This is a genomic window from Flavobacterium sp. AC267, assembly GCF_979258715.1.
This window is the reverse complement of the sequence record NZ_OZ409875.1, coordinates 4762196-4788811: the sequence shown is the minus strand read 5'-3', so window position 1 is coordinate 4788811 and position 26616 is coordinate 4762196. Positions and strand designations below refer to the sequence as shown.

Below are 26616 nucleotides of genomic sequence, written 5' to 3'. Positions count from 1 at the left end.
AAAGTATTTTTTTTTGAAGGATATTTATAAAAAGTATAGATTTGTTTTTTTTCAGAGCCCTTCTTTTTTTGCAAGAAAATTATATTAATTCTCTAATTTGAATTTTATTATGAAAAAGAAGTTATTTATGTTACTTAGTTTATACTGCAGTGCGATTTTTTTCGCAGTCAGTAAAAAAGCCATTAGTTGCCGCAATTACGGTAAAAGATCTTAAAACAGATATGTACCAAATGGCAGGAGACCATTTTAATGGACGCGAAGCTGGTACTTTAGACGAGTTAAAGGTATCGATGTGGCTGGCAGAGAAAGCAAAACAAGCTGGAATGTCTCCCGCAGGAGACGATGGTACTTTTTTTCAGTTTTTCGATTTGTACAGACATCAAGTTACCAATTACACCACATTTAAAATTGGACAAAAAGATTTTAAATTATGGAGTGACGTTTTAGTAGCTGAAACAACAACCAAAAAAGTGGAAGCGCCATTGCTTTATTTGGGAAAAATTTCAACAGAAGAAATCAGGAAAATAGATGTAAAAGGAAAAGCAGTTGTTTTGATAGCTTCTAAAGATGGAATTTCAGAGGATATTTCACTTTTTGACAGACGCTATCCGGGTTTTGTCAAACAAAAATATTATGAAGATTTAGCGCAGAGAGGGGCATGACTTTAATAATTATTGCAGATCAATTTGGTGAAGAATCTTGGTCTCAGGTTGAACCACAGATGAAAAGAGGAGTTTACGGGATTGAAGGCTATCGTGATAAAATGCCTGTGCCCTCTAGAATGCCTGCTTTTTGGGTTCACAATGATCAAATTGACTTTCTAAAAAATACAAAAGATAATTTGTCAGCCGAAGTAATTTCAGAAACTTATAAATATCCTTCAGTAAATGTAGTTGGAAAAATAGATGGGACAGATGTCGCTTTAAAGAAGGAATATGTTCTTTTCAGCGGACACCAGGATCATGACGGAGTACGACAAAAATATGGTCAGGATTCTATTTACAATGGAGCAGATGATAATGCAAGTACCTGTGTGGCGATGCTTGCTATTGCGAGAGCATTTAAAAAACAGCCGGCTAAAAGATCTGCTTTATTTGTATTTCACGGTTCAGAAGAGCGTGGATTATTAGGTTCAAACTGGTATGCTTCACATCCTACAGTTCCTCAAAAAGATATTATTGCAGTATTAAATGGAGATATGATTGGCAGAAATGATATCAATCAGGCGGCCCTTTTAGGTTCCACCGATCCTCATCAAAATTCTCCTGATCTTGTAAATGCGACAAAAAAAGCTAATGACGAAGGTCCTAAATTCGAACTGGATAAACTTTGGGATAAACCAGAGCATCCAGAATTCTTTTACTTTAGATCAGATCATCTCCCTTATGCGCAAAAAGGAATACCAGCCGTTTTTTACACAAGTGTGTTACACAGTCAGTATCACACCCCAATGGACGAGTCCGATAATATTGATTTCAAAAAGTCGCATAAAATGACAGATTGGATATACCGAACTGGATGGATACTATCTAATCGTTGCGGAAAGACCTAAACTTTTAGAAGCTAAAAAGTCAAAACAATAAATCGATTTTTAATTAATACGAAAAAAAGTCCTAATTTAATTAGGACTTTTTTTATGCTTTAAAAAATGATTACACAATCTACTCTTTATAAAATACTTACATTTATTCGATTACCAATTTCCTTGTAATCCTTCTTTTAGAGCACTATTATATTTCTCCAAATCAAAACTATACAAATCAGGTGCTTTGTGCGCGCCGCCTTTTCTTGATTCATCTAATTTTGTCAGGATATCATAACGCAGGATTTTTCTATAAAAATTACCTCGATTTAGTTTTTTACCTAAAATACCTTCATATAATTTTTGAAGTTCCGGCATTGTAAATTTCTCAGGAAGCAGATTATAACCAATCGGATGATTGTTCAATTGTTCACGAAGTGTTAGTAATGCCTTGTCAAAAATAAGCCTGTGATCCATCATAAAATCAGGTAGCGTTTCTATTGGATGCCATTCTACAGTGCTGGAAAATTCATCAATTAGTAGTTTTACATGAGAATGTTCTGCCAATGCATAATAACCTATGGATATAAAACAGCCGCTATACCAAATATCGTCATCATACTCAGAAAATGCATCTTCAGACCGATTACGATCTCCAAAAGTATGAAATTGGTGCAGGTAAATATTTTCAGTTCCAGTCCTGTCTTTTAAGATACGAACTGCTCGCTTCATCTACATTTTCTGTTTTTTTTACATAACCGCCAGGAAGCCCCCAAGATTCCATGTCTTTCATCTTTAAAAGCAAAACATGAAGAGAGTTTTGATGAAAACTAAAGACAACACTATCAATAGAAAGTGTCGGAATATATTTTTTCCAAGCCTCTTTTGACTCATTTTCGAGAAACTTTTTAAATTCCATAAGGGTGTAATTAGCTTCAAATTTAAACCTTTTAATAGTTATAAGTCAAATTGATTCAATTTTTTCTGACAATTTATAAAGCGTCACAAAAAAATCGTTCAAGGTGATATTTTTTTATTTTTCATTTAAATCCACCTTTCCTTCATTTTTTTATTCTGTCTTTTTTTTCAATGAATTCAGCACTTTACGCAAACGAGGTAGTTTGTTTTAAGTGTCTATTTGACAATTCATAGATATCTGTTTGTTTGTTGTTTTTATGGAATTTATTGGTAGGTTTTAATGCGATAATGAAAATTATAACATCATTAATTTGCTGATTTGATAAATTGTAATTAATATTGCTTCATTATGAAGCAATGAAAAATTTCACAAACTAAACTAACTTACCACTTATGAAAAAAATGCTAATGGCAGCACTTTGTATGTCTGTTTTGCCAGCACTAAACGCCTTTTCTCAAGACAATAAAAAACAGCCGAAACCTATAGATTCGACAAAAACTTTAACCAAAATCGTCGAGACTGATACTAAAGAAGAAAAAAATAGAAATGTAATGCTGAACGCGACCAACAATACAGGCCCGCGTGATGTAAATATTGGTTTACCTTCATCAGTTGGAGGAATAACAATTCAGGAAAACGATTTACCCGTAGTATATTATTTTTGGCCAGAACTGCCTAACCGTACTTGGAGACAAAGCACAAGCTTAGGCCGCACTGGATTATTGAAAATTGGAGAAGTCGCAATTACAACCGGAGATTTAGGTTTTGCCGTGAACTCTTATACTAAACTTGGAACAGATAAATTAGAAGTTGTAGGTAATTTTTCAGGTTCAAGTTTTGGATGGATGAAAGGCGACTTAAATGTTTCTGGACCTCTGGCAAAAGGCTGGTCTTATACAATGGGCGCTTATGCCAATTTTGACCCGAATTCTTTCGATTTGAAATTCGCTAAATACTCAGACAGAACACAAATCTACAGAGCAGGCCTAACCAAGAAATTTAATAACGGAAAAGGACAAATCAGCTTTTTGTATAAATATGCCAACTCAGCTTCTTTAACTAATTATGCCGTTTTTAGATATAAAGAAGGCGGAAAAGTAGAAGAATATAATGACTTTAAAATCGGACGTGATTCGTATATCGTGAATGACGGAATCATGAAATTTAAAGATATTCTAACTGGCGAAACTAAATTTGCCGATATGGGCGGAAGTGATGCGGCGTCAACTTCACATACTTTCGATATTTTAGGAAATTATGATTTGGCTAATGATTGGAAATTTACATTCTCAACTCGTTTTCGTTACGCCGAAGCTTCGCGACTGATTGCAATCCCGCTTGGTATTTTTCAGGCAGATGCGACAGATAATTTTACATACAAATCAAATGGCAATGCTTATGTGGGGAACGTAAACTCAATGTTGGGTTTATACACAGACGGTACGCCTACAAAAACAGCTTTGTCTAGATTTGAAATTACCAAAAATATTGAAAAACACAAATGGAGATTTGGATTGTTGGAATACTATTATCAAGTTGATGATTTTACTTCAAGCAGATCATTCTTTAACCAAACAGTAAGTGCGAATCCTGATAAATTGGTTCGTAATACTCCAGGCGGTACTTCAAACACAGATGCTGACGGATTTTATAATTACAATGTTGGGGGTGAATACCACAACGGTTTCGAAAATAAATTATCAGGATATTTTTCTGATAACTGGACGGTTAACGATCGTTTGAGTTTGGCTTATGGTGTTAATTTAAGATACCATAAATTAAAAGGAGACTATTATTTGACTCCAAGAACACCAGATTTAGTATTTGATCCAAGTCAGAAAACGTATTTTGATCACAATTGGTTTCATTTAGGAGGTTCCATTAATGCGGTTTATAAAGTAACACAGAAAGCAGGATTACTTGCTGATTTTACTTATACAGAAAATAACGGACAGTTGGAGAGTTTTTCTGGAGCTATAATACCTAATTTGGTTAAAACCAAAAGTCCCCTGGTCGCTTTCGGATTATACTATAACCTAAAGAATTTGAGCGTTGTTTCTCAGGCAACTTATTTGACAAGAAACAATTATCAAACAAGATTGAACTTAGTAAATCCGGCAGATGCAAGTCAATCAGAAGTAGCAACTGTTTTTTATGATATACAGACATTAGGCTGGACAACTGATATTGTGGCGACTCCTTTTAAAGGATTTAATCTTCATTATTTAATCACTTTTCAAGATCCTGTATATAAAAATTACGATTTCAATGCTTTTGGAAATAGTTATTCTTATAACGATAAAAACGTTTTGGAAATTTCAAAAGTATTAATGGAAATTGACCCGAGCTACACTTACAAAGATTTCAAATTCTGGGCAAGTTTCCGTTATTTCAGCAAACAGTACGCAAACCTTACAAACGCTCTATATTTTGCACCAAGATGGGAGACTTTTGGAGGTGTAAACTATAAAATAAACGATCATTTTGATATTGGTCTTACAGCTGTAAACTTCTTAAATCAAACGGGAGCAAAAGGAACAATCAACGGAGCGGAATTAATTACAGATGCTTCTGCTTATTACGACCAGCTTTTGGTTGGATCTTATATTCGTCCGTTTACTTTAGAGGCATCTCTTAATTTTAGATTTTAAAAACAATAAGACGATTATTTATAATGTATTAGTATAGTTTTTTTTCACACAGCTGATGAAGGTTATAATAGAAAGCTGTTCTCCAAAGAATTAAACATCAAAGTGAATGACATTACATTAAGTCCAGACTTAGAAGCAAAGTCGTTTAATACTTTTTTAAGTAAAAAAACAAAACAAAATGATTTTAAAAAAGGAATTTTTATTTGTATTTGCCGGGCTGTTTTTTGTCGCAGTTTCGTCTGCACAAAATACGGTCGCGACTTTAGGAAAAGATTTGGTGAAACCCAGAATGCGGGTCATTGTCGACAATGATTTTAGCGGAGATCCAGACGGATTGTTTCAGTTAGCACATCAGGTTTTATCTCCATCAGTAGAAATTAGAGGAATTATTGGGTCGCATTTGAAACCCGGAGATGGTTTTGATTCTTCGAATGTTACGGTCGCAAACGCCGCAAAAAACGCAAAAGAACTTTTAACGATAATGAAACTGGAGAATAAATTTCCAGTTTATGAAGGTTCCAATTTTCCTTTAAAAGATACTAAATCACCTAATATTTCAGAAGGAGTAAAGGCTATTATTAAAGAAGCAATGCGTGATGATGTGCAGACACCACTTTACATCGTTTGTGGAGCTGGACTTACAGAGATAGCCAGCGCTTATTTGGCAGAACCTAAAATTGCCGACAAAATCATTTTGATTTGGATTGGCGGTCCTGAATATACTGATTTAGCACGCATGCACGCCAGGCTATACGTCATTAGAATACAATTTAGGAATTGACATTTCGGCTGGACAAGTCATTTTTAATGATTCAAAAATTCCGATCTGGCAAGTGCCGAGAAGTGCTTATCGTCAAACTTTATTGTCTTATTCTGAATTGCTTTTGAAAGTTAAGCCACAAGGAAAAACAGGACTTTATCTGGTAGAAAAAATAGAAGATTTGATGAAGCGCGTACAGCAGTTCAATCTTCATATTGGCGAAACTTACATTATGGGCGACAGTCCTCTGGTGTTACTTACGGCGCCGCAATCTTCTTTTGAAGCAGATCCAAGTTCAAGTCAATATGTTTTGAAACAATCCCCATTGATTAATCATCAGGGGCTTTACGAAGTCAATACAAAAGGGAGAAACATTAGAGTATACAATCAATTAGATACTCGATTGATGTTTGAAGATTTCTTTGCCAAACTTCAATTTTTTAAAACTACTAAATAATAATACCACAATTATGAAAAATAAAGTAATCCCATTAGTCGCATTTTTTATGATGTTTTGCAGTGCAGTACAGGCACAAGAAACTGTAAAATTGTATCAAGGAAAAGCGCCGGGATCTGAAAACTGGACACATATAGAAGCTCAAATGTATTCTGATCTTTTTAAAACAGAGGTTGTTTACAATGTCACAGATCCATCTTTATTAGTTTATCAGGTTCCAAAAGGAGTTAAAAATACAGGAACAGCAATTGTAATCGCTCCAGGCGGAGGATTTCAAAGTTTATCCATCAATAGAGAAGGAAAAGAATTAGCCGAAATTTTGAGCAAAAAAGGAATCACGGCTTTTGTTTTAAAATACCGTTTGAACAAAACGGAAACCAATGATCCCGCTAGAGAAATGATGGACAAATTAAAAGACCGAGCGACTTTTGAAAAAAACTCTTTAGCGACTATCCAACTTGCCGCACATGATGGAAAAACAGCTCTAAATTATGTTAGAAACAATGCTTCAAAATACGGAATCAATGTTAAAAAAGTCGGCATAATTGGATTTTCTGCAGGAAGTACAGTAGCAATGGAAACAGTTTTAGACAATAAAAAAGAAGCGACTTCCTGATTTTGTGGCCAATATTTACGGAGGCCCAAGACCAGAACTTTTGAGTGTTGCGACTCCAAATAAAAAGATTCCAATGTTTGTTTGCGCGACCAGTGACGATCAATTAAAACTGGCTCCAAGAAGTATTCAAATGTATAACAAATGGCTTGAGGCTGGACAAAGTGTTGGATTACATATGTACTCAAAAGGAGGTCACGGCTTTGGCACAGGAAAACAAAATCTGCCAGTTGATTCTTGGGAAACACGATTGGAAGAATGGCTGACATTACAAGGATTTCTAAATTAATAAACAGACAATTTAAATTATCTACATATGAAACATAAAATTATAAAAACAGGAAAACTAACGCTTTTAACCGCGTTGGTACTTTCTAATTTGTCTTGGAATTCTGTTCCAAATGATGAAACAAATCCACCGCTTGTTACTATTAAAGGATTTACTTTTAAGGATTTTAACAGAAACGGAAAATTAGATCCTTGGGAAGACAGCCGTCTTTCAGTTAATGAAAGAATTGATGCGATCATTAAAGAAATGACCAATGCAGAAAAAGTAGAATTATTGATTGGAACCGGAATGCCGGGAATCGAAGTTTTGACAGGTCCAGTTGGAGATTCTAAACAAGGTTTAGTTCCGGGAGTCGCGGGTGGAACTGCGGCTTTTGAAAGATTCGGAATTCCTGCAACGGTTGTAGCCGATGGTCCTGCAGGTTTAAGAATTCAGCCAACAAGAGACAATGATACCAAAACGTATTATGCAACAGCATTTCCAGTTGGAACGGCTTTAGCTTCAACCTGGAATAAAGCGCTCTTGGAAGAAGTGGGAAAAGCAATGGGGAATGAAGTAAAAGAATATGGCGTAGATGTTTTATTAGCACCAGCTTTAAACATCCATAGAAATCCTTTGAACGGAAGAAATATCGAATATTATTCAGAAGATCCATTGATTTCTGGAAAAACAGTCTGCGGCAATAGTTAACGGAATTCAGTCGCAAGGCGTTGGAACTTCAATTAAACATTTTGCTGTAAATAATGAAGAAAGTAACCGTTTAACAATCAATGCACACGTTTCTGAAAGAGCGATTAGAGAATTGTATTTAAAAGGTTTTGAAATCACAGTTAAAGAATCACAGCCTTGGACAGTAATGTCATCCTACAACAAATTAAACGGAATGTATACTTCTGACCGAAAAGATCTTTTAACTCAGGTTTTGAGAGACGAATGGGGTTTTAAAGGAATTGTAATGACCGATTGGTTTGGTGGTTTTCCAGGTTTTGAATCGATTTCAAAAGGTTCAAACTCTGATGTAGTGCGACAAATGATAGCTGGAAACGATTTATTGATGCCAGGAATTCCAGTTCAGAAAAAGGCATTATTAGAAGCTTTAAATTCAGGTAAATTATCTCAGGAAGTTGCCAATACAAATGCGAAAAGGATTTTAGAATATATTTTCCGTACACCAACCTTCGCAAAATACAAATACAGCGACAAACCAAATTTGACTAAAAATGCTGCCGTAACAAGAAATGCGGTACGCAGAAGGAATGGTTTTGCTTAAAAATTTAAACAATGCATTGCCTTTTGCAAACAAACAAAAAGAGGTTTCGGTATTTGGAGTTACGTCTTACGCTTGGATCACAGGCGGAACAGGAAGTGGAAGCGTAAACAATAAACACACCGTTTCTCTTTTAGAAGGATTGACCGCAACAGGTTACAAATTAGACAAAGAATTGGTTGACTTATACAAACCCCATGCTGAAAAAGAAGTAGCGACTGAAATAGAAAATAGAAAAGCCAGAGGAATTTTGGCCTTACCAGAAAGACTTCCTGAACTTAAAATGGATGATGCTTTTATCGCTAAGAAAGCGAGCAAGTTCAGAAATTGCCTTTGTAACTTTGGGAAGAAACTCAGGAGAAGGCGGAGACAGAGTTGTGAACAACGACTTCAACATGGCCGATGAAGAGATCCAAATGCTGGATAAGATTTCAAAAGCTTTTCATGCCAAAGGGAAAAAAGTTGTAGTTATTTTAAATATTGGCGGTGTAATTGAAACAGCTTCATGGAAAGATAAAGTAGACGCTATTTTATTAGCGTGGCGACCAGGTCAGGAAGGCGGACATTCCGTTGCCGATGTGGTTTCAGGAAAAATAAATCCATCTGGAAAACTGACGATGACTTTCCCTGCTAAATATTCTGATACGCCTTCGGCAAAAAACTTCCCTGGATTTCCTGTAGACAATCCAAAAGAAGTTACTTATGAAGAAGGGGTGTATGTTGGATACCGTTATTTCAATACTTTCAACATTAAACCATCTTACGAATTCGGATTTGGAACTTCATACACAACGTTTGATTATTCTGGTATAAAATTAAGTTCTCCATCTTTCAAAGATAAATTGACAGTTTCTGTTACAGTAAAAAATACAGGAAAAGTATCTGGAAAAGAAGTAGTACAACTTTATCTTTCTGCTCCATCAAAATCAATTGATAAACCTAAAGAAGAATTAAAAGCTTTTGGAAAAACGAAAGAATTAAAACCAGGTGAAAGCCAAACATTGACTTTGACTTTATCTCCAAAAGATTTGGCTTCCTTTTTAGAAAATAAAAGCGAATGGATTGCTGAAGCGGGAGAATACAAAGTACTTGTAGGAGCATCTTCTTTAAATATTAAACAAACAGCATCATTTTCTGTGGAAAAAGAAATTACTGTGGAAAAAGTAAAGAAAGCTTTTGAATTAGACTCAAAGTTTACTGAACTTAAACCTTAGTTTTAGTTAGTTATTTGTTGGTAAAACCGTCTCAACCCTGAGGCGGTTTTTTTTATTCTTCAAGTCCTAATATATATAGTATACATTCGCTTTAATAAAAACCATAGAGATACTGTATATAGGAGTAGATTTCATCCTCAGAACCCGACAGGTTTTAAAACCTGTCGGGTTTGCTTTTTTATATACCTATTATATATGTATAAAATTAATTAAAATCCAATTTTCCGTAGAGATGCACAGCAGTGCGTCTTATGCGTAACGCAGGTGTTATTTAAAATCTGATTGGTCAATCAAAATCAAATCATAATTACAGTCATGTCAGGCTGAACAAAGTCGAAGCCTATTTAATGACAAAGGAAGTTTTAGAATTCAAATACCGATTGTCAGGCTGAGCGAAGTCGAAGCCCGCGTCCCATATCCCGCAATCCAAGAAAATTGGAATTTGGATTTTAAAAAATTAGAATTTATTTTTAATTCGGGGTTAGGGCAGTAGTTTTTAAAAGAAGGAAAGGGGGAAATGAGGAGATAAATATCAAAAAAGTGCCTTCAAGAATATAAATTTGACAAAATTGGTATTGCAAACAGTATTAAAAATGCAGGAAAGATAGTATAACTAAGAAAAAACCTACGATATAATGAAAAAATTAATTTTGTAAATGAGCAGTTATCAGAGTGTTAAGAAAAAGGTGTAAAAAAGAACAAAAAAACTCAGTAAAAAAGCTTGCGCAACAGAATAAAGGTGGTACTTTTGCACCCGCAACAACGACAAACGTTCACTGAAACACTGACAGGCATTGAATTTTAAACTGAAAAGTTTTTTCAAAAAAAGATTCAAAAAAGCTTGTGGGATTTGAAAACGGATGTTACATTTGCACCCCGCAAAACACGGAAAGTTCATTGAAAGATTGGTAAGGTTTAGAAGGAAAAAAGGAAAAGAAATTTTCTAAAAAAAACTTCAAAAAACATTTGCCGGTTTAAAATAAGTTTTCTACTTTTGCACCCGCTTTGCAACACAAGCGAAACAAAAAAAGAAACACGTTCGTAGACATATTGAATTGACAGCCGTCTCGTCGCAGGATGAGACAAAAGAATAAGAGTAATAGAATCGAGAGATTCGATAGGAACCGATAGAGAAAACATCGCATAATAATTAGTCTTGATTTATTTAAGACACACAATATACGATGAAGAGTTTGATCCTGGCTCAGGATGAACGCTAGCGGCAGGCTTAACACATGCAAGTCGAGGGGTATATTTCTTCGGAGATAGAGACCGGCGCACGGGTGCGTAACGCGTATGCAATCTGCCTTTCACAGAGGGATAGCCCAGAGAAATTTGGATTAATACCTCATAGCATTATAGGATGGCATCATTTTATAATTAAAGTCACAACGGTGAAAGATGAGCATGCGTCCCATTAGCTTGTTGGTAAGGTAACGGCTTACCAAGGCAACGATGGGTAGGGGTCCTGAGAGGGAGATCCCCCACACTGGTACTGAGACACGGACCAGACTCCTACGGGAGGCGACAGTGAGGAATATTGGACAATGGGCGCAAGCCTGATCCAGCCATGCTGCGTGCAGGATGACGGTCCTATGGATTGTAAACTGCTTTTGTACGAGAAGAAACACTGATTCGTGAATCAGCTTGACGGTATCGTAAGAATAAGGATCGGCTAACTCCGTGCCAGCGTACGCGGTAATACGGAGGATCCAAGCGTTATCCGGAATCATTGGGTTTAAAGGGTCCGTAGGCGGTTTAGTAAGTCAGTGGTGAAAGCCCATCGCTCAACGGTGGAACGGCCATTGATACTGCTGAACTTGAATTATTAGGAAGTAACTAGAATATGTAGTGTAGCGGTGAAATGCTTAGAGATTACATGGAATACCAATTGCGAAGGCAGGTTACTACTAATTGATTGACGCTGATGGACGAAAGCGTGGGTAGCGAACAGGATTAGATACCCTGGTAGTCCACGCCGTAAACGATGGATACTAGCTGTTGGAAGCAATTTCAGTGGCTAAGCGAAAGTGATAAGTATCCCACCTGGGGAGTACGTTCGCAAGAATGAAACTCAAAGGAATTGACGGGGGCCCGCACAAGCGGTGGAGCATGTGGTTTAATTCGATGATACGCGAGGAACCTTACCAAGGCTTAAATGTAGATTGACCGGTTTGGAAACAGACTTTTCGCAAGACAATTTACAAGGTCTTGCATGGTTGTCGTCAGCTCGTGCCGTGAGGTGTCAGGTTAAGTCCTATAACGAGCGCAACCCCTGTTGTTAGTTGCCAGCGAGTCAAGTCGGGAACTCTAACAAGACTGCCAGTGCAAACTGTGAGGAAGGTGGGGATGACGTCAAATCATCACGGCCCTTACGCCTTGGGCTACACACGTGCTACAATGGCCGGTACAGAGAGCGACCACTGGGCGACCAGGAGCGAATCTATAAAACCGGTCACAGTTCGGATCGGAGTCTGCAACTCGACTCCGTGAAGCTGGAATCGCTAGTAATCGGATATCAGCCATGATCCGGTGAATACGTTCCCGGGCCTTGTACACACCGCCCGTCAAGCCATGGAAGCTGGGGGTGCCTGAAGTCGGTGACCGCAAGGAGTCGCCTAGGGTAAAACTGGTAACTAGGGCTAAGTCGTAACAAGGTAGCCGTACCGGAAGGTGCGGCTGGAACACCTCCTTTCTAGAGCCCCATTTGTTAGCATTATTGCACGATGGGGAAAAAAGATGTCTATCTAAAGGAACTGAATCACAAGATTCAATTACTCTTGCTGTTAATTTAAAAAAAAATGAAAATTAAGTAAAACAGAGTCTCGTAGCTCAGCTGGTTAGAGTACTACACTGATAATGTAGGGGTCGGCAGTTCGAGTCTGCCCGGGACTACTATTTAACTTAAAAAAGGAAATTCTGGAAGTTGGGATTCGCCAAAAGAAATTAGAGAAGAATTAAGAAATCTAAAATCTGAATTCTACAATCTAAGATTGAAAAATGGGGGATTAGCTCAGCTGGCTAGAGCGCCTGCCTTGCACGCAGGAGGTCAACGGTTCGACTCCGTTATTCTCCACTATTCAAGTGAATAGTAAAGAGTAAAAAGTAATTAGTCAAAAGCTGATCACTAATTACTAAGGACTAATCACTAGAAAAAAGTTCATTGACATATTGAGATAAGAAAATAATAAAAAGTAGAAAGCGTTTTTTGTTATAGTAGCAATACAACTAACAAAAGACAAAAAAAAACGGTCTTGATTAATTTTAAGGCTGGTACAATAAGCAAAATAAGGGCGTATGGGGGATGCCTAGGCTCTCAGAGGCGAAGAAAGGCGTGATAAGTCGCGAAAAGTCGCGGGGACGGGCACACACCGATTGATCCGCAGATACCTGAATGGGGCAACCCACTATGTTGAAGACATAGTACACCGATAGGTGGGCAAACCCGCTGAACTGAAACATCTAAGTAGGCGGAGGAGAAGAAAACAAAAGTGATTCCGTAAGTAGTGGCGAGCGAACGCGGATTAGCCCAAACCAGTGCTGTTACGGCAGTGCTGGGGTTGTAGGACCACGACATTTTATGCATGCAGAACCGGAAGTTACTGGAAAGTGACGCCATAGAGGGTGACAGCCCCGTACGGGTAATAAATGTAATAGATAGTGGTATCCTGAGTAGGGCGGGGCACGTGAAACCCTGTCTGAATTTGGCGGGACCATCCGCTAAGGCTAAATACTCCTGAGAGACCGATAGTGAACCAGTACCGTGAGGGAAAGGTGAAAAGAACCGTGAATAACGGAGTGAAATAGATCCTGAAACCATACGCTTACAAGCGGTCGGAGCCCTTTTGTGGGGTGACGGCGTGCCTTTTGCATAATGAGCCTACGAGTTAACGTTGCTGGCAAGGTTAAGTGGTTAAGCCACGGATCCGCGGCGAAAGCGAGTCTGAATAGGGCGCTTTAGTCAGTAGTGTTAGACGCGAAACCGTGTGATCTACCCATGGGCAGGTTGAAGCTGTGGTAACACACAGTGGAGGACCGAACCGGTTGACGTTGAAAAGTCTTCGGATGACCTGTGGGTAGGGGTGAAAGGCCAATCAAACTCGGAAATAGCTCGTACTCCCCGAAATGCATTTAGGTGCGGCGTTAGTTATAAAGTTATACAGAGGTAGAGCTACTGATTGGATGCGGGGGCTTCACCGCCTACCAATTCCTGACAAACTCCGAATGCTGTATAATGTTCACTAACAGTGAGGGCTTGGGTGCTAAGGTCCAAGTCCGAGAGGGAAAGAACCCAGACCATCAGCTAAGGTCCCCAAATATATGCTAAGTTGAAAGAACGAGGTTTGTCTGCCCAGACAGCTAGGATGTTGGCTTGGAAGCGACCATTCATTTAAAGAGTGCGTAACAGCTCACTAGTCGAGCGGACGAGCATGGATAATAATCGGGCATAAGCATATTACCGAAGCTATGGATTTAGAGATTACTCTAAGTGGTAGGGGAGCATTCTAACAGGGCAGAAGGTGTATCGTAAGGTATGCTGGACCGGTTAGAAAAGAAAATGTAGGCATAAGTAACGATAATGCGGGCGAGAAACCCGCACACCGAAAAACTAAGGTTTCCACAGCTATGCTAATCAGCTGTGGGTTAGTCTGGTCCTAAGGCGAACCCGAAAGGGACAGTCGATGGCTAACGGGTTAATATTCCCGTACTACTAATTACTGTGATGGGGTGACGGAGTGATGAAAGCGCCGCTGAACTGACGGAATAGTTCGTTGAAGTACCTACCTATAAGATCTGCAGGCAAATCCACAGATTTTGGGGAAATACGATAGTACTCGGAGTCTTCGGACAAAGAGATAGTGCGCCTAAGGGCTTCCAAGAAAAACCTCTAAACTTCAGGTAATTAGTACCAGTACCGTAAACCGACACAGGTAGTTGAGGAGAGAATCCTAAGGTGCTCGAGAGATTCATGGCTAAGGAATTAGGCAAAATAGACCTGTAACTTCGGGAGAAAGGTCGCCCACAGTAATGTGGGACGCAGTGAAGAGGTCCAGGCGACTGTTTATCAAAAACACAGGGCTCTGCAAAATCGTAAGATGAAGTATAGGGCCTGACACCTGCCCGGTGCTGGAAGGTTAAGAGGAGATGTTATCTTCGGAGAAGCATTGAATTGAAGCCCCAGTAAACGGCGGCCGTAACTATAACGGTCCTAAGGTAGCGAAATTCCTTGTCGGGTAAGTTCCGACCTGCACGAATGGTGTAACGATCTGGACACTGTCTCAGCCATGAGCTCGGTGAAATTGTAGTAACGGTGAAGATGCCGTTTACCCGCAGTGGGACGAAAAGACCCTGTGCACCTTTACTATAGCTTAGTATTGACTTTGGATAAATGATGTGTAGGATAGGTTGGAGACTATGAAGCGGCGTCGCCAGGCGTTGTGGAGTCATTGTTGAAATACAACCCTTTGTTTATCTGAAGCCTAACCCCGTTTAGCGGGGGACATTGCTTGGTGGGTAGTTTGACTGGGGTGGTCGCCTCCAAAAGAGTAACGGAGGCTTCTAAAGGTTCCCTCAGTACGCTTGGTAACCGTGCGTAGAGTGCAATGGCATAAGGGAGCTTGACTGAGAGACATACAGGTCGATCAGGTACGAAAGTAGAGCATAGTGATCCGGTGGTTCCGCATGGAAGGGCCATCGCTCAAAGGATAAAAGGTACGCCGGGGATAACAGGCTGATCTCCCCCAAGAGCTCATATCGACGGGGGGGTTTGGCACCTCGATGTCGGCTCGTCACATCCTGGGGCTGGAGAAGGTCCCAAGGGTTGGGCTGTTCGCCCATTAAAGTGGCACGCGAGCTGGGTTCAGAACGTCGTGAGACAGTTCGGTCTCTATCTACTGCGGGCGTTAGAAATTTGAGTGGATCTGATTCTAGTACGAGAGGACCGAATTGGACAAACCTCTAGTGTATCTGTTGTCCCGCCAGGGGCACCGCAGAGTAGCTACGTTTGGAAGGGATAAGCGCTGAAAGCATATAAGCGCGAAACCCACCACAAGATGAGATTTCTTTTAAGGATCGTGGAAGATGACCACGTTGATAGGCTATAGATGTAAAGGCAGTAATGTCATAGTCGAGTAGTACTAATAATCCGTAAGCTTATGTACACCCTTTTCCAGCCCCCTAACCCCCGAAGGGGGAACAAAGGGGGCTGGGAGAAACTTTTCTAAAACTAAAATACTTTTCTTTATCTCAGTATGTTAAGATATTTGCCTGTCGCGGGCAGTCTTTAAGTCGAAAGATTAAAGTCAAAAGTCGAAAGACTTTACAACTTTAAGACTTGTGGCTTTAGACTAAAAACCTTAAGGTGGTTATTGCGGCGGGGCTCACCTCTTCCCATCCCGAACAGAGTAGTTAAGCCCGCCTGCGCAGATGGTACTGCAGTTATGTGGGAGAGTATGTCGTCGCCTTTCTTTGAAAAACCCTATCCAAACCGGATAGGGTTTTTTGCTTTTATATGGGTTTTGTGAATAAACGAAATTTGCTTAAATTATGGATAATTTCGGATCAACACGAAAATCTGTGGAGCGACAAAAATTAAGCATAAATATTGGTTAGTCTAAAGAGGAAGAATTCTACATTTCTAACACCTCTGAATTTGGATCTAAAAGCTTTTATTTTAGCATTGAAAGATTCTGCAGACGCATTGGTACTTCTGTTGTCAAAATAATTCAATATCGTTTGATAGTGATTTATAATTGTACGAGAGATTGTACCGAAAGACTTAAACCCAGATTGATTTACTTTTTCGTGCCATTTGGCTAGTTTGGCAAAGCCTATGATTTTATCTTTTGTATTCTCGAAGATTGCGCGAAGCTGTTGAGTTAGATTGTATCCTTTTTGAATATCAGGATACAATTCAAATAATAATATAGCACGTTCTAATTGGTTTTTAGTCCATTTTGACTTGGTTTTATATAAGAAGTAACGGCTTCTTGCTAGTAACTGTTTAAGGGTGTCTCCGTTAGAGAGTATTTTAGGTTTAAAATTCACATTTGACTTTTTGGCTTTTTCCATTGCCTCATTTTCCAGATCTATAGCTTGCCATCGGTATTTGATTCTGATTTCCTGTAGTGCTTCTGTCGCTAACTTTTGAACATGAAAGCGATCTGTAACACGGGTTGCATTAGTAAAACATTTCTTTGCAATTAATCCCATATTACCGGCCATATCCAAAGTAATTTCTTTAACTAGATTTCGTTCTTTAAGCGGGATTTTTTCAATAACCGAAATAACATCTTCTGCTTTAGTTCCTGCAACCATTGCTACTATAGTTCCTTTTCTGCCTTTTCCAGATTTGTTGGTTAAAATAGTATAGAGCTCACCATTAGAAAGAGAAGTTTCGTCTATTGATAAGCATTTTCCAATATTTTTTGGAAAAAGAAGCCATTTTTTCGCATGTGAGATTTGATCCCAAACTTTAAAATCACTTAAGAAATCTTTGTATTGGCATTGCAGATTCCTGCCGGAGACTCCGTAAAAAGAAGCAATGGCAGAACAATCACTTGGACTGGAATCTATTGATCTCTTTTAAAAAAGACGCAAACTCCTGAGTTACACGAGTTCCGTCTGCTACTAAATTCCAATCTCTAAAAACTATTTTTCCCGTATCTTCATTTAGCCATCTTCTGCGAGTGATGTGAAGATATACCTGATGTCCACGAATAGGAAAATCCTGAACGGTTATCTCTTCAAAGAATCCTTTTGAACTTAATTTAGATTCTCTGTGTTCTTTTGGTATCGAATTAATTTCTTTTAGATAAAGATGAAGTGTTTCATCTTCCTTTTTATAAGTGGTAAGTTCAAAATAATCTACTATTATTTCAGGAAGTAATAACTTTAGGATCTCGGTAAAAGAATCTTGCATTAGGGAATAATTTGGAAATGCAAATATCTAGATTTTAATATTTCCCCACAACAATATGTATTGATCCCGTATTCTTGGATCATTTACAAAAAGTATTTTAGTACTTTCTTCGAACTGCTTTTTAATTACTTTTTTACCTTAATCATATCTAGTAAATTTTCCATATTATTTGGTACAGTGTACAATAATATTTTTCTAGGAATTGTTGATAAAGCCTCTGCGGCTACTGCACCTAAGTAATGATCGGTAAGATTAAAACTATATACCTGCCAGTTTTTTGAGTTTTTTGTGAGGTGAAAATCGATACTGTGCTGTCCATCTAAGCTGGGAATATATTTAAAATCTTCGTCAATGCCTTTTCCTAAGGCTTTTACAAAGGCTTCTTTACGTGTCCATGAAGTGTAAAAAGCATGTTTTTTATCAACTGCATTTTGAATCTCTAATACTTGGTTATCATCAAAAACATCAGGAAGAAGACTTGTAAAGTTGAAATCTTTAGACATATATTCAATATCCAATCCAACATTTCTTCGCGAAACTGCAATCGCAGACAAAGTCTTCTGAATGTGAGATATTGAAATAAAGCCAAGGGTGCGAGGCTAAATAGGGTTTTTTATTAAAATGATAATCAAGATAAATATTTTTTACATTCAATTTAGTATGTGCTTGCTAAAATAAATTTTAAGATCGACCTGTATATAATAAATCGGTTTCTGTCTAATTCTTTAAAAAAACGCTCTGCTTTTTTAAGTTCCTTTGAGGTTAGGAATTGAGATAAATCAGATTTTAAGTCAATGAAATCGGGCAGATGAATCGTGTAAATGATTATTTCATCACTATCTAAAGAATTTTTTCTACTAGGAATCAATTTTAGATCCTGTATGGTTAAGTACTCAATTATAGATTTAGATGTTTTCATGTTTCTCATCTAAAATGTCCTGCGGCAATCTCGCTAAAGCTTTATCGTTTGGTGGTTCTACAATTTCTAAATGATTACCAGAAATATTATGAATTGTAACGCCGCCTAGTGTCGCTTTTTTCCAACCTAAGTGTGTTGGATCTAATTTATGGTTATCATCATCTTTTGATCGAAATAAATCTACTCCAAATCGTTGTGGCTTAAGATGATAACGATCAACAATTTTTTTAACCATAGCATCAGCTTCAATAAATTGCTTGCAGTGCCAGTTCTTCCTGTTCGGTCATGATTGTTTTCTTACCAAAATGTCGTTGTAATATGTATTCTTTTTTTCCATTAATACGCATTTTGAAAGCTTTCCAGCTCAATAACATTTCTTTTAAGAAATCTAATCTCCTATATGTAATATCGAAGTATCTTACTATTTGTTTTCTTCGATAATTTCCATAATAGTAAGAAGAGTCCAAATAAGAGTCAAGCAATGCAGTAAGGCTCACCGTTTTTCCTTGTTCTCTTAATTGACGTGTCATTTCAAAAGCCACAATACCGCCAAAAGAAAAACCTGCTAAGGCATAAGGCCCTTTTGGATTTACTTTTGTGATTGCATCTATATAATGAGCGACCATTGCTTCAATTGATTCATACCATCCTTCAAACCCTTTCGGTTTAGTACCTTGAATACCATAAATTGGCTGATCATCATCAAAATGTTTACTTAAATTGATGAAGTTTAAAACATTTAGTCCTGCTCCGTGTACGATAAATAAAGGTGCTTTGTTTCCATGAGGCTTTATTGGAACCAAGCAATCAGAATATATTTCGGTTCCCGTATTTAGCAATTTTGCAAATTTCTCAATTGTTGAATATTTAAACAGTGCAGATAAAGGGATTCGTTTACCGGTATGTTTCTCTATTTCAATCATAACCTTAACTCCTTTGATTGAGTGGTCACCCATTTCAAAGAAATCACTAAAAATATCGATGATATCAAGACCTAGGCTTTCTTTCCAAATTGAAGCAACTATATTTTCTTCTTCTGTTCGAGGGGCCGTATAAGTGAGTTTTTTATTTGCTTTATATTCTGATAATGCTTTACGATCTATCTTCCCATTGAGCGTTGTTGGAATTTTTTCTAATAAATTAAAATCATGAGGTATTAATTGTGCTGGTAATTTTGTAGCCAAGGCTTCGCGCCATAAGGGTATTTGATTTTCTGTACTTTCTAAATCTGAATCTGGAACAACGTGAGCTACAAGAAAGTTCTCGTTTGCTAGTACTACTGCAGATTTTATTCCATCAAGTAATAACAAAGCTTGTTCTACCTCGCCAGGTTCAATACGATGGCCTCTAATTTTAACTTGCTGGTCTACACGTCCTAAACATTCTATTTCGTTGTTTGGAAGTATTTTTCCCAAATCACCTGTACGATAAATTATATCATCTTTGGTAGAGAATTGATTTTCAATAAATTTCTCGGCCGTAAGTTCTGGTCTGTTCCAGTAACCTTTTGCAACACCATCACCCGCAATTACAATTTCGCCAATGTTTCCTGGTGCCACAAGCTGGCCTTGCTCATCTATTATATAAATTTGTGTATTTCCAATTGGTTTTCCTATCGTAATTAGTTTATCATCAGATTTTATTTGTTTTACAGATGACCATATTGTAGTTTCTGTTGGACCATAGACATTCCAGAGCGTAGCACATTTAGCAAGAAGTTCTTTTGCAAGATCTGGCGGCATTGCTTCACCGCCGCATAATGCTTTGATCGGTAATTTTTCAGACCATCCAGAATCTAAAAGCATAGACCAAGTTGTGGGTGTAGCTTGAAGAAAATTAATTTTTTCGCTTTTTACTAATTCTAGCGACAGACGTCCATCTCTTGCTGTTTCATGATCAGCTAATATTAATGTTGCGCCTTTTATAAGTGGCAAGTATAATTCTAAGCCCGCAATATCGAATGAAATAGTAGTTATAGAAAGCAGTCTATCATTTTCGCTGATGCTTGGTTCTAAAGCCATGCTAAAAAGGAAGTTGACTAAATTTTTATGAGTAATAGGCACTCCCTTTGGATTACCTGTTGAGCCTGATGTATATAATATATATGCAGTGTTTTCGGAACTAAGCGAAAAAGGAAGAGGCAAAGGTGAATATTGATTTAACGCTTCAATTGAATCTTCTATAAATAATGTTTGAGGCCAAGATGGTAAAGATGCAAATAGTGTTTTGCTGGTAATTAATACTTTAGCGCCAGAATCATTCAGCATAAATTCTAAACGTTCTTTTGGATATTCAGGATCCAATGGCAGGTATCTTGCTCCACATTGCATAATAGCTAGTAATGTATAAAGTAATTCTGGACTTCTAGGAAAAGAAACGGCAATAAAATCACCAGATTGTACACCTTGAGCTTTTAAATAATGTGCTAGTTGATTTACTTTTTTATGTAATTCAAGGTAGGTAGTTTTAGAATCGTAAAACTCTAATGCTACATTATAAGGTGTAATTTCTGCTTGCTTTCTAAGCAATTCAGTTAAAGTTACATCTGGATATTGCATTTCAGTATCATTTAAAGCAGTGTAATCTGCTAAATAATTGCCTCCAACAAAATCTGATAAAGGATTGCTTGTATCTGCTATTATTTTATTGATGATGTCTTCAAATGAAAACATCATTTCCTTTATAGTTTCTGGTTTGAATAATGTAGTATTGTAAGTCCACTGAAATATTGGACCTTCTTTTGCTCTAAAAATGTGAAGCTGAATTTCAAAAGTTCCATATTGTCTAGGATTGACATTAAAACTATGAGAAAGACCTGTGAACGAAAACTCATTTTCTATAGTTCTTGCTAGATCAACTGTTAGTATAACAGGAACTAAAGGAATTCTTGACGGATCTCTGGCAATGGCAAAACTTTTTAAAAGATGGCCAAAACTAACTTGCTGATGCTCATAAGCATCAAATAATTCAGAGTTTCTTTGTTTTAAATACGAGATAAAGTTAATATTCGGATTGATTTTACTGCGTAAGGGAAGCAGGTTAACGCAATCACCAATTAATTGTCTCATGTCGTATAAAGTATTTCCTGAAGAAGGAAATCCGACAACTAAATCATTTTGCTTTGTAGTTTTAGCTAAGAAGATCTCGAAAGTCGCAAGCAAAGTGGTTACTAAACTGCAACCTGCACTTATTCCGATATTTTTTAACTCGGTTATAATAGTATCGTTGAAAGGAAAATCTATACGATCACTATTATACGTTCGTAATATAGGGCGTAAATGATCCAATGGTAATTCAATTGCAGGAACTGATTCTTTATAAATATTAATCCAAAAATCTTCTAAGGTTTTATAATCAGTGCTTTCTGTGAATGAATTTATTCTTTCGGCAAATTCACTGAAAAGTTCTGGAGTTGGAAGCTTAGGTTCTTTATTTTCTACATATGCAGAATAAATTGCACCAAGTTCTTCCAGTATAATATCGATACTTAACCCGTCACCAACGATGTGATGGATTGTTAAAGTTGCTGTATATTCAAAATCATCAATTTTTACTAAATTAATTCTAAATAGAGGACCATTAACGAGGTCAAAAAGAGCATTTACTTCTTCTCTTATTAACGCATCTTTTGATAGTGCTCTTTCTTTCGCTGGCAGAATAGAAAAATCATTATGGGAAATTTCGAAATTAACATTTTTGTAAATGCACATAAATCGTCCGTCTGGACTAAAGACGGCTCTCAAACCTTCGTGACGCTGAACTAAAGTATTTACTGCTTTCTCAAATGTATCTAGTATTAAATTACCTTTAAATTCAATAGATACAGATAGGTTGTAAGCCCTGTTAGCATCAGTCGCCTCCAAAAATACAATCTGTCCAAATTTCCTCGTTGCGAATTTGTGGTATGAATTACACGTTCAATTTCAGGTGAAAATGGATTAAATTGAATTTCAGTTTCAGTTTCCATTTCTGTTTGTATTTGAGGTTGATTTTTCATTATTACTTTATTTTAAATGTAATTGCACAGTTTTTAAATGGACAATTTAAAATATTAATTATCTCTTATTGTTTGATCCTTATAGCTTTATCTTTACAAAATCCCCGTTTTGATTGGGGTCTTTGATAAACCATGCCGGATTTCCATTTTCATCTCTTCCAAGTTTACTTCCTTGTACAGGAGGCTCATTTGCCATTATTGTATACTTTTTATCAGCAGTACTGGTCGCGACTGACTTTTGAGTATTAAGTTTTGAAGTATCAATTGACTTTTCTTTTTTATGCACGCCATTTGCCCCGTTTGTCTCAACTCCATTTTTAGGACTAAATTTAATCGACTCAAAATGTTCTATTTTTAGATTCGCAAATGAAGTATTTCCGTTTGCTGAAGAGCTTTGATAATTTTGTAATTGATCTACTTTCTGACTCAAAAGCTGAATTTGCTGTACAATTTGTTCTAGCGAAATTTGATTTTGATTTAGTGATAATTGTTGATCCTTAACTAAAGTATTTGATTCAATAATGTGATTAGTTGTTATTTCTACTTCCTTGCTCGCATTAATAAAATGCTCTTCAGGCAGATTAAGTTCTATATAATCTGCTAATAGTGATGGAGTTGAAAAACCTTCGTTAAGTTGTCTAAAAGTGATAGGCAAATCAAATTCCTTTTTTAATTTTCCTGATAATTGAGTAAGTGATAAAGAGTCTAAACCAAGCTCTAAGAAAGTATTAGAAGCTGAATCAGAATCAAAAGTTATCCCTGATGCATTTTCTATAATTTCTGAGATCTTAAAAAGAATTGAATCTTTTTTGGAATCTTTAATATGCACATTATTACTTTCAGTTTCTATTGAAATTACTGGGCTTTCTGCTACTGATGCTTTTTGAATTATTCCTGTTTCTATTGTTTCTAAAGGCTCAATCCAGCAATGTTTACGATCAAATACATAACTAGGTAATTCAATTTTTTGTCTTTGCTGTTCACTGTAAAAAGATTTCCAATCAGGATTTACACCGCGCATCCACAAATCGCCTAAAGCATTTAGTACTGTAAAATATTCATTTTCTTGCTCATCTTTTGGAAAAGTTAAACTAGGAAATGCTGAGATAATTTTACCAGCGACTTGTTGACGAGCTAAAGTTGTGAGCGTTTGACCAGGACCTACTTCTAGTAAAATAAAATCTTCTAATTCAAATGCAGTATCCATTGCGTCTGCAAATCTCACTGTGTTTTTCAAATGGTTAACCCAGTACATTGGATCGGTAGCATCGGTGTCTGTGAGCCAAGTTCCTGTAACTGTTGAAATAATTGGTAATCGAGGAATGTTCAGCGTTATTTTTTTCTAACTCATTTTTGAAGGTATCTAAAATTGGATCCATCATAAAAGAGTGAAATGCATGGCTTGTATTAAGTAATTTATTTGGAATATCTTGAGCGTCAAGTTTCTCATTAAAAGCTGTAATGTCTTCTTTAGTTCCAGAAACAACACAGAACTGATTTGCATTTATAGCGGCAACAGAAAGTGTATTAGGAAGTAATTCTTTTAGTCTATCTATAGATACTCGAACAATTAACATAGATCCGCCAGGAAGTTCGCTTATTAATTTTCCTCTTATAGAGACAATATGTAATGCATCTTTTAGACTTAGGATTCCAGCTAAATGTGCAGTGACAAATTCACCAATACTGTGACCACAAAGAAAAGTTGGTTTTATTCCCCAGTTCAGCCATAATTGCGATAGTGCATATTCGGTAACAAATAAAGCAGGTTGTGTTAATCTAGTATCTTTTAGGAGTTCTTCGGCTTCAGTAGAATTATTTTTCGGATAAATTATATCTCGGATATCCATTTTTAGATCTTCCATCAATAAATCGGCACATTTATCTATGGACTCGCGATATACTTTTTCGTTATAGTAAAGTGTTTTACCCATTTGTAAATATTGGGCTCCTTGTCCAGGGAAAAGAAATCCTATTTCACTTGGTACACTTTTTAATATTGAGCTTTTAGAACTTTTAGTTTTTAAACAAAGTAATTTTTCAGCGACACTTTTAGTAGAATCTGCGATTAAAAAACTTCTGTGATTAAAATCATCTCTTGTCATATTCAAAGAATAAGATATGTCTGCTAATGCAATATCTTTTGATTTATCAATAAAATGACCGAGTGCATTTTCGTAACCCAGTAAACTATTTTGACTTTTTGCGGACCACATTAGTATTTCAAGTGGTCGACCGCTGGAAGATTGTTTTGGCTTTGCTTCATATTCCTCGACAATAGCGTGAACGTTTGTGCTTCCTATACCAAAAGAACTTATACCGGCTCTTCTTATACCATCTGCTTTCCAATCAATTAATGTATTATTGATATAGAAAGGGCTGTTGTCAAAATCTATATTTGGATTTGGTTTTGTAAAATTAACCATTGGCGGTATTTGCTTGTATCGCATTGCCAGCATTACTTTAATCAAACCTGCAACACCAGTTCTTGCTGTGGTATGGCCCATATTGCTTTTAATGGTGCCTAATGCGCAATAATTGTTTTTTTCTTGTTTCCCGTAAGCTATTTTAAGTCCTTCAATTTCTATTGGATCACCAATTGGCGTTGCGGTACCATGAGCCTCCATATAACTGATTGTTGAAGGTGATATTTGAGCATCATTAAATGCATTAATAATTGCTCCAGCTTGACCTTTAGGACTCGGAGCCATAAAACTTCCTTTATCTCCTCCGTCATTATTGACCCCAACACCTTTAATTACACCGTATATTAGATCACCATCTTTTTCTGCTTCTTCTAATTTTTTAAGTAAAACTACTCCAGCTCCGTCACTGAAAACGGTTCCTTTACCAGAAGCGTCAAAAGACCTTGTAGAGCCATCAGGACTTTTAATAAATCCATCGTCGTAAAGATGACCGCTGTTTATAGGAGCTGTCACGCTTGAACCTCCTGCAAGAGCAATATCACACATTCCAGTTCTAATTGCTTTTACCGCTTCTGCAACTGCCAATAGTGAGGTAGAGCAGGCAGAATGTACGCTGACAGATGGACCTTTTAGATTTAAATGATATGAAGTACGAGGAGCAATAAAATCTTTTCCGTTTACGGTATAAATTTGTAAGTCGCCTATTGAGCTTTTCAATTCTTTATTGGAAAAAATATTGTTTTCGTAATACGAATTGATTTCACTTCCAGAATATACTCCGATGCTTCCTTTATAATGTTTAGGAAGATGACCAGCTTGTTCCAAAGCTTCGAATGAAATTTCTAGAAATATTCGTATTTGCGGATCCATTCTTTGCGACCAGCTGTGGATTTAATCCAAAGAAATTAGCATCAAATGTTTTGGCAGAAGGCAATATTCCTCTAGCGCCTATATAGAGTGGATCTTTACGAAGACTTTCGGGTAAACTGCTGTCTAATTCTTCTTTTGTGAAAAGGGAAATTGTTTCTTTACCATCTCTTAGATTTTCCCATAATTCATCAATTGTGTCGGAACCAGGAAATCTTCCTGCCATTCCAATTATAGCGATATCTGTAGAAGTTGTTTTGTGGTCACTCGTTTCTTTAAAAGCAAACAAATCTTCTTCATTATTGTTATCTTCTAAAGTCGTGACAAGTTCTCTAATTGTAGGATGAATATATATTTTAGAAACAGGTATATCTTTAGATAAATTCTGTCTCATTAATGTAGTAACTTTTTGAGCTAGTACAGAACTGCCTCCCATATCAAAAAAGTCATCATCAATACCTATACTTGATATTTTTAACTCTTCGCTCCAGATTTTCGCAATATTTTTTTCTAATTGCGTATTAGGTTTTTTGAAAAGAGGAGCAGAATCAGGTCTGTTATATTCTGGAACTGGTAAATTCTTTTTATCAATTTTTCCATTTGGTGTTATCGGAAAATCATCGACCCAAATATACTTTGAAGGAATCAATATTTCAGGCAGTATTTTAGAAAGAGCCAGCTGAATTAATTTTTCATCTTTTGATTCTTCTTTAGATTTTAAATAAGCTACGAGTTTGTCTTCATTACCAAAAAGATTGCTGACAATAACTGCAGATTGTTTTATTCCATGCAAA

Annotated in this window: 22 protein-coding genes, 2 tRNA genes and 3 rRNA genes; 16 read left to right on the top strand and 11 right to left on the bottom strand. The window is 36.9% G+C overall.

Translation table 11 applies throughout. From position 1 onward, the window contains the following. The first annotated feature begins 149 nt into the window (after positions 1 to 149). Together ACZZ95_RS25415 and ACZZ95_RS25410 are read left to right on the top strand one after the other, a co-directional pair. Positions 150 to 662, top strand: a complete 513-nt coding sequence (locus ACZZ95_RS25415) for a hypothetical protein (protein WP_463471213.1) — start codon at positions 150 to 152, stop codon at positions 660 to 662. Beyond that, on the top strand, positions 659 to 1552 hold the full coding sequence (locus tag ACZZ95_RS25410; RefSeq protein ID WP_463471212.1) for a M28 family metallopeptidase: 894 nt from the start codon (positions 659 to 661) through the stop codon (positions 1550 to 1552). Before ACZZ95_RS25415 ends, ACZZ95_RS25410 begins: the two co-directional genes overlap by 4 nt. Positions 1553 to 1693: 141 nt before the next feature. Here ACZZ95_RS25410 and ACZZ95_RS25405 read toward each other — a convergent pair whose 3' ends face one another. Continuing rightward, positions 1694 to 2254 (bottom strand): NUDIX hydrolase, encoded by a 561-nt coding sequence (locus ACZZ95_RS25405; RefSeq protein WP_463471211.1) that lies wholly within the window; start codon positions 2252 to 2254, stop codon positions 1694 to 1696. After that, complete coding sequence (locus ACZZ95_RS25400; protein ID WP_463471210.1) at positions 2211 to 2441, bottom strand: hypothetical protein; 231 nt, start codon at positions 2439 to 2441, stop codon at positions 2211 to 2213. Before ACZZ95_RS25400 ends, ACZZ95_RS25405 begins: the two co-directional genes overlap by 44 nt. A gap of 407 nt (positions 2442 to 2848) precedes the next feature. Between ACZZ95_RS25400 and ACZZ95_RS25395 the strand changes: the two genes are divergently transcribed. The 14 genes from ACZZ95_RS25395 (at position 2849) to rrf (ending at position 16159) form a co-directional block, all read left to right on the top strand. Further along, on the top strand, positions 2849 to 5092 hold the full coding sequence (locus ACZZ95_RS25395; protein WP_463471209.1) for a TonB-dependent receptor: 2244 nt from the start codon (positions 2849 to 2851) through the stop codon (positions 5090 to 5092). Positions 5093 to 5270: 178 nt separating this feature from the next. Next, complete coding sequence (locus ACZZ95_RS25390; protein ID WP_463471208.1) at positions 5271 to 5873, top strand: nucleoside hydrolase; 603 nt, start codon at positions 5271 to 5273, stop codon at positions 5871 to 5873. Between the two features lie 52 nt (positions 5874 to 5925). Further along, positions 5926 to 6309: a hypothetical protein gene (locus ACZZ95_RS25385; RefSeq protein WP_463471207.1), complete on the top strand. Its 384-nt coding sequence runs from the start codon at positions 5926 to 5928 to the stop codon at positions 6307 to 6309. A 13-nt stretch (positions 6310 to 6322) separates the two neighbouring features. Next, positions 6323 to 6925, top strand: a complete 603-nt coding sequence (locus tag ACZZ95_RS25380; protein WP_463471206.1) for an alpha/beta hydrolase — start codon at positions 6323 to 6325, stop codon at positions 6923 to 6925. A gap of 4 nt (positions 6926 to 6929) precedes the next feature. After that, entirely contained in the window at positions 6930 to 7211 is a 282-nt protein-coding gene (locus ACZZ95_RS25375) for a hypothetical protein (protein WP_463471205.1), read from the top strand. Positions 7212 to 7238: 27 nt separating this feature from the next. Further along, complete coding sequence (locus ACZZ95_RS25370) at positions 7239 to 7901, top strand: glycoside hydrolase family 3 N-terminal domain-containing protein (RefSeq protein ID WP_463471204.1); 663 nt, start codon at positions 7239 to 7241, stop codon at positions 7899 to 7901. Next, a complete protein-coding gene (locus tag ACZZ95_RS25365) occupies positions 7873 to 8481 on the top strand; it encodes a glycoside hydrolase family 3 N-terminal domain-containing protein (protein ID WP_463471776.1) in 609 nt (202 codons plus the stop codon). The genes ACZZ95_RS25370 and ACZZ95_RS25365 overlap by 29 nt, the downstream gene beginning before the upstream one ends. Continuing rightward, positions 8450 to 8884 (top strand): glycoside hydrolase family 3 C-terminal domain-containing protein, encoded by a 435-nt coding sequence (locus ACZZ95_RS25360; protein ID WP_463471203.1) that lies wholly within the window; start codon positions 8450 to 8452, stop codon positions 8882 to 8884. Before ACZZ95_RS25365 ends, ACZZ95_RS25360 begins: the two co-directional genes overlap by 32 nt. Next, the gene (locus ACZZ95_RS25355; protein WP_463471202.1) at positions 8766 to 9692 is read left to right on the top strand and encodes a glycoside hydrolase family 3 C-terminal domain-containing protein; all 927 of its coding nucleotides are present in this window, start codon (positions 8766 to 8768) and stop codon (positions 9690 to 9692) included. Before ACZZ95_RS25360 ends, ACZZ95_RS25355 begins: the two co-directional genes overlap by 119 nt. A gap of 1181 nt (positions 9693 to 10873) precedes the next feature. Beyond that, positions 10874 to 12387, top strand: a 16S ribosomal RNA gene (locus ACZZ95_RS25350). Between the two features lie 126 nt (positions 12388 to 12513). After that, positions 12514 to 12587: transfer RNA gene (locus ACZZ95_RS25345), tRNA-Ile, on the top strand. A gap of 107 nt (positions 12588 to 12694) precedes the next feature. Next, positions 12695 to 12768, top strand: a tRNA-Ala gene (locus ACZZ95_RS25340). 200 nt (positions 12769 to 12968) lie between these two features. Continuing rightward, a 23S ribosomal RNA gene (locus ACZZ95_RS25335) occupies positions 12969 to 15853 on the top strand. A gap of 196 nt (positions 15854 to 16049) precedes the next feature. Then, positions 16050 to 16159 (top strand): 5S ribosomal RNA (gene rrf, locus ACZZ95_RS25330). The 16S, 23S and 5S rRNA genes sit together here with 2 tRNA genes alongside, the layout of an rRNA operon. Positions 16160 to 16283: 124 nt before the next feature. Here rrf and ACZZ95_RS25325 read toward each other — a convergent pair. From ACZZ95_RS25325 to ACZZ95_RS25285, 9 genes are all read right to left on the bottom strand, one after another. Further along, a complete protein-coding gene (locus ACZZ95_RS25325; RefSeq protein ID WP_463471723.1) occupies positions 16284 to 17237 on the bottom strand; it encodes an ISAon1 family transposase in 954 nt (317 codons plus the stop codon). A gap of 10 nt (positions 17238 to 17247) precedes the next feature. Continuing rightward, on the bottom strand, positions 17248 to 17613 hold the full coding sequence (locus ACZZ95_RS25320; protein WP_463470450.1) for an ISAon1 family transposase N-terminal region protein: 366 nt from the start codon (positions 17611 to 17613) through the stop codon (positions 17248 to 17250). Between the two features lie 125 nt (positions 17614 to 17738). After that, a complete protein-coding gene (locus ACZZ95_RS25315) occupies positions 17739 to 18167 on the bottom strand; it encodes a 4'-phosphopantetheinyl transferase family protein (protein ID WP_463471201.1) in 429 nt (142 codons plus the stop codon). Positions 18168 to 18268: 101 nt separating this feature from the next. Next, complete coding sequence (locus tag ACZZ95_RS25310) at positions 18269 to 18532, bottom strand: hypothetical protein (protein WP_463471200.1); 264 nt, start codon at positions 18530 to 18532, stop codon at positions 18269 to 18271. Next, entirely contained in the window at positions 18519 to 18767 is a 249-nt protein-coding gene (locus ACZZ95_RS25305) for a thioesterase domain-containing protein (RefSeq protein WP_463471199.1), read from the bottom strand. Before ACZZ95_RS25305 ends, ACZZ95_RS25310 begins: the two co-directional genes overlap by 14 nt. Before the next feature lie 10 nt (positions 18768 to 18777). Then, entirely contained in the window at positions 18778 to 22395 is a 3618-nt protein-coding gene (locus ACZZ95_RS25300) for a non-ribosomal peptide synthetase (protein WP_463471198.1), read from the bottom strand. A 213-nt stretch (positions 22396 to 22608) separates the two neighbouring features. Further along, complete coding sequence (locus tag ACZZ95_RS25295) at positions 22609 to 23754, bottom strand: acyl carrier protein (protein WP_463471197.1); 1146 nt, start codon at positions 23752 to 23754, stop codon at positions 22609 to 22611. Positions 23755 to 23770: 16 nt separating this feature from the next. Beyond that, a complete protein-coding gene (locus tag ACZZ95_RS25290) occupies positions 23771 to 25825 on the bottom strand; it encodes a type I polyketide synthase (RefSeq protein ID WP_463471196.1) in 2055 nt (684 codons plus the stop codon). Next, positions 25755 to 26471 carry a beta-ketoacyl synthase N-terminal-like domain-containing protein gene (locus ACZZ95_RS25285; protein WP_463471775.1) on the bottom strand — a complete coding sequence of 239 codons (717 nt, stop codon included), beginning with the start codon at positions 26469 to 26471 and terminating at the stop codon, positions 25755 to 25757. Before ACZZ95_RS25285 ends, ACZZ95_RS25290 begins: the two co-directional genes overlap by 71 nt. Positions 26472 to 26616: the final 145 nt, after the last annotated feature.